We start from the raw sequence: 3,664 nt of genomic DNA on the forward strand, positions 1-3,664 counted from the left end.
TTGAAGATACTTGATTTTCAATGAAGTCAGGATCATGCTACTTACTATGAAAATGGTACTAACTCCTGAGCAAAAATAACAACTCGAACAGATACACAATACTGAGCGTGATCGTCGAGTATGCGACCGTATAAAAGCTGTCTTGCTAGCTTCCGAAGGATGGAGCCTAACCATGATATCTCAAGCCCTTTGTATCCATGAATCTACAGTTGCTCGTCATCTTAGTGATTATGCTCTATCTTAAAAAAAACTTAAACCTGAGAATGGCGGGAGCCAGAGTCTACTTTTTGATACTCAGACGATGCAGCTCATCGAGCATTTGACTGAGAAAACCTACTTTCATACGCGTCAAATCATTACTTACGTCGAAGATGGTAAACCAGATAACCAAGACAACTTATTCGCTGGGAACCAAGCGGTAAGAGTGAGGCTTTGAAAAGAGATCCGAAAAAAACACGATTCACATTCGTACGTAATCGAATCTTTATTGTTCTCGGCTTCGTATTCATAGCGATTGTGGCATTGTTTCCATTGGTGTTCACTGCAAAAGCCCCTAAGTTAACGAGCTCGCTTCCATTGGCTAAAATGTTTTCTAGCGAAGTTTTAACTGTCTATTGTGATAATGATGAAGAGGCTAAATTAGTTGCAAAAGGCGTTAAGCTTTTGGTTTCTATGGAAGTTAAACAAGGTAGGTTAAGCCGATTGATCCTTGCTCACTCTCAAGAAAGCCTATCTATTGTAATACTCAAGCTATTGGAACTACCTGTCAATTTAGTGGTTTTGTTTGAATCTCCTCAATCAACGGATGATCTCGTAGGTGCAGTTAAAGCGGAGCTTAGTCGTTATGTTCACTAAAAATAAAAGCATTTACTTTCTTCTTTTTTGTCTTTGTTTAATGTTTGCTTCTATTACACATAGCCTACGTTCGAAAAATAATGTTTCGGTCAACTCTACGACCCTCTACATGACAACAGATGGTGACTATAAGACCACAGGGTACATGGACGTCGTGATCAGTGAGGATAATTTCGAGGCGGTTGCGGTTATAAAAGAATCTGGACTCAATAACACCTTAGATATTTACGCAAAAGGAAAATTCATTCGCAAGAGTGATGGCCTATTAAATGTAAGCTTACGTGAAGAACGCGTTGATCATGGAGCTATTGATTTTGAACATAGTGACAACATGCTCGCTTATGTTAAATATATTGAAGCGCGAAAAAAGCTATCGCTTTTTAAATCGGTTCAAGAGTTGCCGAAGCAATATATGCTGATCATTTCAAATAGTCCTGTAAAGAAAATGTTTGCTGTGAAATGGAACCTTTACCAATCGGAATATTTTATTATGACTATTAATATTTTAATTATGTTTTGATATATTTTTGACCTTTTCAATTATTATTAATTATATCATTATGGGGTGTATCTCAGTTTAATAGGAGATGCACTAGCCATGGGCTTTGTTGCGTAATTAGATTTAAAAATAGGGCTACCCCGTTTCGGGTGTTTTTTAGTCGATACGACAATTTTCAGGCATAGATCTTTGAGAGGGAGTTGACTTAGCTGATCAGATCGTAGGTTCTGGATTGAGTTCAATTGAATTACGCAACAAAGCCACACCTATCCACGAATGTCGCACTTATTATCTGAAATCGGGCATAAAGAATGCTATTAACATCATATAACCTACCTATATAGCTTAGAAAAAATCACAAGACCAAAATCTTTGTTAAAGTAAATAAATCATACAGTATGAGTATATTTTCAATAAAATAGAGAAAGAATATTGTATGAAATAATGTTTTAGACTTCTTTACATAGATTTCTCATTTTAATTATATTTTTTTTGTTATTTCAATTAAAAAAAACTCCATTATTTTAAGCCTAAGAGTTGTGATGAAAAATAAAATGCATCTAAATAGGAAATACAACTTTTGGGCGTCACACTTTAATAAAGTTTTCTAATTATACAAATGGAGTATTTTATGAAATTTAAGCTTAGTTTGTTAGCGCTTGCTCTACCCTGCGCTATTCTGTCTTCAGCCAGTAGTTATGCTGGCGATACACTGCCACAGTGGGTAGGCTCCCAAAAAGTATTTGAAAGTGTCTCTAGTACCGTTGATCCTGAGCGCCTTTGCCAGACTTTCAATAGCTTGACAGCACAAGCTAATCAATGGCTTCAAAAAAACGGCTACCCTAACTCAACGATGAGTGAAGACTTATGCTCGGCTGTTGTGGTTCAAACAACATACAAATCTCTCTTTTTTTACGACATACAGTCTGCAGCAAGATGGAACACCGTTGGTTATAGTGAATATTGGCTCGATGAACAAATAGATGTCACTGAGGAAGCAGGATTAATTATATTGTCGGAAGTAGTTGGAAAAACTAAACGTGCTCGTTACATGCTATATAACTTAGCAGGTGGAGATCTAACTGACCAACAAGGTCAATTTGATTACAAAGAAAATATAGGTAAAAGGCACGACCATTACCAGGAGTACTATGGTCTGCACTTTACTAAAGATGCTAACGTTGCAGACTCTGCTGGGGCAGTAATGCCAACATTTTGGTGGCGACCTGGATCGTCGGCCAATATTCTATCAAGCACTTATCACAACAGTAGCTTTCAATCTTTTATGATCGATAGAAGTAACGAAGAACTTTATAATGATGTGAGAAGTGCAGCTATCAGTCACCTAAAAGCAACGGATCAAGCAATAACTGAAGAAGCGATAGAGTTTGCTCTACCACATTTCTACTACCAAACCTGTTCTGAAACTGGGCTTACAGATCCCCGTTGTTTGCCTGGTGGCGCAGAGAATGGAAACAATATTAAAATTCCATATATGTTCCCTCAATCGGATAGTAACGGTCGATATAGCCATGGTACCAGCAGTACTGTCGGCATTTCGATTGACGCTGGTGCCGATATCTCAGGTGAAGGTCCAACTGCTGGATTCAATATTGGCGTATCACAATCCTGGACGCAAGAATTCTCTAGGGAGGGTCAGATGCTGTCCCTTGATAGAAATGCCCTAAGTGGTAACTTTGGTGGATCATGGGTATATAAAATCGACCCAATTGGCGTGAAAGGGATCAAAGATTCAGCAGCGCTCGAAAGCATTGGTTACATGGACGACCGATTTTCAAATGCAAATACAGTCATCGGAGAAGATGCATGGAAGACAATTGATCTATCAAACCAAATTGACTGGCAAGAAACAATGACTGCAGACAATTGCCGTAATGGTGAATCGAGAGAGATGTGGTTTATAAACACATACGACATAGCACGTACAGCCCTAACTATGTACGATCGTGGTGCAAAAAACTTTGATCCGATAATCGAAACACATGAAGGCGGCTACTACGGTAACCCTGATCCTGTAACTGCGATTTCTCGCGGCACGATCATTAAAGTCGACACAATCTGTGAAGATGGTTTGCGTATCGCTAAACCTGGCTTGTTGCGTTAATAAGGAGACAAAAATGAAAAAAATACTTGCTACTCTGGCGATGTTTGCCACTTGTTCTGTAAATGCTTTAACACTCAGTGACTATGTACCAACAGACAGCGCTCTAGCTCAAGCAATTCACCTGACTTCAGAGCGTTTATCGAGAACAATGTCCTTAGATTTACCCGATAAAGACATATTAATTA

3 protein-coding genes and 1 pseudogene are annotated in these 3,664 nt (G+C 38.5%); all 4 read left to right on the forward strand.

All coding sequences use genetic code 11. From position 1 onward, the window contains the following. Positions 1–91: 91 nt before the first annotated feature. A pseudogene (locus A3712_RS28020) lies at positions 92–370 on the forward strand (helix-turn-helix domain-containing protein); the annotation flags it as partial. A 62-nt stretch (positions 371–432) separates the two neighbouring features. Next, a complete protein-coding gene (locus tag A3712_RS23110) occupies positions 433–855 on the forward strand; it encodes a hypothetical protein (protein ID WP_231891873.1) in 423 nt (140 codons plus the stop codon). Positions 856–964: 109 nt separating this feature from the next. Further along, positions 965–1,375 carry a hypothetical protein gene (locus A3712_RS23115; RefSeq protein WP_231891874.1) on the forward strand — a complete coding sequence of 137 codons (411 nt, stop codon included), beginning with the start codon at positions 965–967 and terminating at the stop codon, positions 1,373–1,375. Between the two features lie 610 nt (positions 1,376–1,985). Then, the gene (locus tag A3712_RS23120; protein WP_063525188.1) at positions 1,986–3,479 is read left to right on the forward strand and encodes a hypothetical protein; all 1,494 of its coding nucleotides are present in this window, start codon (positions 1,986–1,988) and stop codon (positions 3,477–3,479) included. Positions 3,480–3,664: the final 185 nt, after the last annotated feature.

The sequence above is a fragment of the Vibrio sp. HI00D65 genome (assembly GCF_001635455.1).
In the GTDB taxonomy this organism is placed as follows: domain Bacteria; phylum Pseudomonadota; class Gammaproteobacteria; order Enterobacterales; family Vibrionaceae; genus Vibrio.